Origin of the sequence: Kitasatospora sp. NPDC057512 (assembly GCF_042802135.1) — a bacterium.
Lineage (GTDB): Bacteria > Actinomycetota > Actinomycetes > Streptomycetales > Streptomycetaceae > Kitasatospora.
In genome coordinates this window covers 1-3,315 of the sequence record NZ_JBHVET010000845.1, presented here as the reverse complement: position 1 = coordinate 3,315, position 3,315 = coordinate 1, and the positions used below count along the sequence as shown (strand labels likewise).

The following is a 3,315-nucleotide window of genomic DNA, read 5'->3' as shown; positions in this document are numbered from 1 at the left end:
GCCCCGGACCGCCCGACCGGTCCGGGGCCCTCCGTCACCCGAACCGGGTCAGGCGCTCTTGACGGCCGCGAAGCGGTCCGAGACGTCCTGCCAGTTGACGACGTCCCACAGGCGGGTGACGTAGTCCGGGCGGACGTTGCGGTACTGCAGGTAGTAGGCGTGCTCCCAGGCGTCGAAGGCCAGCAGCGGGGTGGTGCCCTGGCCGACGTTGCCGTGGTGGTCGTAGACCTGCTCGACGATCAGGCGCTGCCCGAGCGGCTCCCAGGACAGGATGCCCCAGCCGGAGCCCTGCACGCCGGTGGTGGCGGTGGTGAGCTGCTTCTTGAAGGCGTCGAAGCTGCCGAAGTGCTCGGTGATGGCGTCGGCCAGCTCGCCCTCGGGGCGGTCGCCGCCCTCGGGCGAGAGGTTCTGCCAGAACAGCGAGTGCAGCACGTGGCCCGACAGGTGGAACGCGAAGGTCTTCTGCAGGCCGACCAGGCCGCCGAACTGCTCCTTGTCGCGGGCCTCGGCCAGCTGGTCCAGGGTGTCGTTGGCGCCCTTGACGTACGCGGCGTGGTGCTTGGAGTGGTGCAGCTCCAGGATCTCGGCCGACATCGCCCGCTCCAGCGCGGAGTAGTCGTACGGCAGGTCGGGAAGCGTGTAGGTGCCCATCAGGACACGGCCCCTTTCGGCGGGTTGAACGGTGGTGATCGTGCCGGGACAACACTATTGCGTATCAGTTGCAAGAACGAAGCATGGGCTCCTGCTTATTCCCCACGTCCCGTCGGGCACGATGACCCCCACTGACCACCCGTCCGGCCCGCCCGACCCGTACCCGGCACCCGGCCCGTACGCCCCGTCACCCCGGCGCCCCGTCACCCCAGCTCCCCAGCGCCCCTCCGGCAACGTTTCGGTCTCGTAGACCGGCAATCCGTTCCCGGGGCTTCCCTCCGTGTTCGCCGTTGTGCCATTTTACATGTCACACAGCAAGGCCCGTGCGCCCCACGCAGCGCGGCCACCCCCACCCTCGACGGCCCCGGAGGCCCCCACAGATGCGTCCCTCCTCGATAGCGAAGGACGGCGCGCGCAGACTCCCTGCGCTCGGCACCGCCCTCCTCCTCTCGCTCGGCCTCTTCGCACCCGCGGCGCAGGCCGCCGCCCCCGCGGCCGCCCCGGCCGGTCAGCCCGCCACCCCGGCCGGCCAGACCGCCGCACCGCGCACGATCCCGGTGCCCAAGTCCCCCGACACCCCCAAGGACGCCCGCCCGCTGGTCTCGGACCCGCAGGCCAAGGCCACCGCCCCGACGGCGGGCAGCACCGTCGGCGCCGCCGGGTCGGCGCGGGCGCTCACCGCCGCCGCCTGCGACGTCTCCGCCTTCACCGGCAAGTCCGGTGCCGCGCTGGTCCAGCAGGTCAAGGGGGCCGGGCTCGACTGCGTCAACACCCTGTTCACGCTGACCGGCAACGACGCCAAGGGCGCCTTCAGCGAGGCCCAGATGGTCACCGTCGCCAACGCCCTGCGCGACACCGCCGCCACCTACCCCGGCGACAACTCCACCTCCGCCGGGCAGCTGGTGCTCTTCCTGCGGGCCGGCTACTACGTGCAGTGGTACAACAAGGACGTCGTCGGCCCGTACGGCGCCGGCCTCCAGAGCGCCATCCGCGGCGCGCTGGACGCCTTCTACGCCGCCCCGCACAGCAAGGACGCCACCGACGCCAACGGCGCCACCCTCGCCGAGGCCGTCACCCTGATCGACAGCGCCCAGGAGAACGCCCGCTACACCGGCGTCGTCAAGCGGCTGCTGAACGACTACACCGGCAGCTGGCCCGCCTCGATGACCACCGCCGTGGCCAACACCGAGACCGTCATCGAGCGCGGCTTCGACCTGCCGGAGTTCGTCTCCGCCCTCCAGGCCGACCCGACCTTCGCGACCACCGTGTCGTCCTTCGTCACCCGCAACAGCGGCCAGATCAACGGCGGCGACATCGTCACCAAGATCGGCATCCAGCTCGGCAACCTGGTCGCCAACGACACGCTGCGCGCCCAGGGCCGGCCGATCGTCAAGGACCTGATCAACCGCTACCCGCTGGTCGGCAACACCGGTCCGCTCACCATGAACCTGCTCTGGTTCACGGAGAAGAAGGACGCCGGCAACTGCTCCTACTACGGCACCTGCGACGTCCCCGCCAAGCTCGTGCCGCTGGTGCTCACCGTCGACCACACCTGCAACGCCAACCTGCGCATCCGCGCCCAGGACATGACCGCGCAGCAGCTCGCCGACACCTGCACCAGCCTGGTCAACCAGGACGCGTTCTTCCACAAGGTGGTCAAGGACAACGGCCCGGTCCCCAACGACAACAACACCAACCTCGAGGTCGTCGTCTTCGACGACTACTACAACTACAGCCTGTACGCCTGGGAGATGTACAAGATCGAGGTCGACAACGGCGGCATGTACGAGGAGGGCAACCCGGCCACGGTCGGCAACCAGGCCCGCTTCATCGCCCACGAGGCCTCCTGGCTGCGCCCCCAGTTCCAGATCTGGAACCTCAACCACGAGTACACCCACTACCTCGACGGCCGCTACGACATGTACGGCGACTTCGAAGCCGGCATGACCACCCCCACCATCTGGTGGGTCGAGGGCCTCGCCGAGTACGTCTCCTACAGCTACCGCGGCGCCCACTACGACGACGCGGTCGCCCAGGCCGGCAAGGGCACCTACGCGCTGAGCACCCTGTTCGACACCACCTACGACAACGCGGACTCCACCCGCATCTACAACTGGGGCTACCTGGCCGTCCGCTACATGCTCCAGTCGCACCCGCAGGACGTCGACGCGCTGCTCGCCAAGTACCGCGCCGGTGACTGGAACGGCGCCCGCACCCTGCTGAAGACCACCATCGGCACCGCGTACGACGCCGACTTCGCCACCTGGCTCAAGGCCTGCGCCGCCGACAACTGCGGCTCGCTGCCCACCACCGAGCAGCCCAAGGCCCCGCTCTGCACCGCCGCCGACGCCCGGCAGTACGACAAGAACTGCCGCCGCGACAACGTCGCCGCCACCACCGGGAACTACGGCTACAGCTTCCTGAACCTGCCGGCCGGCGTGAAGCAGCTGACCATCACCACCAGCGGGGGCACCGGCAACGCCGACCTCTACTACAACGCCGGCTCCTGGGCCACCACCGGCTCCTACACGGCCAAGTCCGCCACCGGCGGCAACGGTGAGACCCTGACCATCACCAACCCGCCGGTCGGCTACGTCTTCTTCAGCCTCTACGCCCAGCAGGGCTTCGGCGGCGTCACGGTCACCACGACCTACAACTGACACC

The 3,315-nt window shown here is 69.5% G+C and carries 2 protein-coding genes; one reads left to right on the top strand and one right to left on the bottom strand.

The genetic code is table 11. The features are described from left to right. Positions 1–48 precede the first annotated feature (48 nt). A complete protein-coding gene (locus tag ACFU6K_RS34660) occupies positions 49–651 on the bottom strand; it encodes a superoxide dismutase (protein WP_049649981.1) in 603 nt (200 codons plus the stop codon). A gap of 380 nt (positions 652–1,031) precedes the next feature. Between ACFU6K_RS34660 and ACFU6K_RS34655 the strand changes: the two genes are divergently transcribed. Beyond that, entirely contained in the window at positions 1,032–3,311 is a 2,280-nt protein-coding gene (locus ACFU6K_RS34655) for a M9 family metallopeptidase (RefSeq protein WP_380669925.1), read from the top strand. The last annotated feature ends 4 nt before the right edge of the window (positions 3,312–3,315 follow it).

Bases quoted from the DNA above. Each gene is read 5' to 3' on its own strand.
- ACFU6K_RS34655 (WP_380669925.1), top strand. From the start codon at position 1,032: ATGCGTCCCTCCTCGATAGCGAAGGACGGCGCGCGCAGACTCCCTGCG.
- ACFU6K_RS34660 (WP_049649981.1), bottom strand. From the start codon at position 651: ATGGGCACCTACACGCTTCCCGACCTGCCGTACGACTACTCCGCGCTG.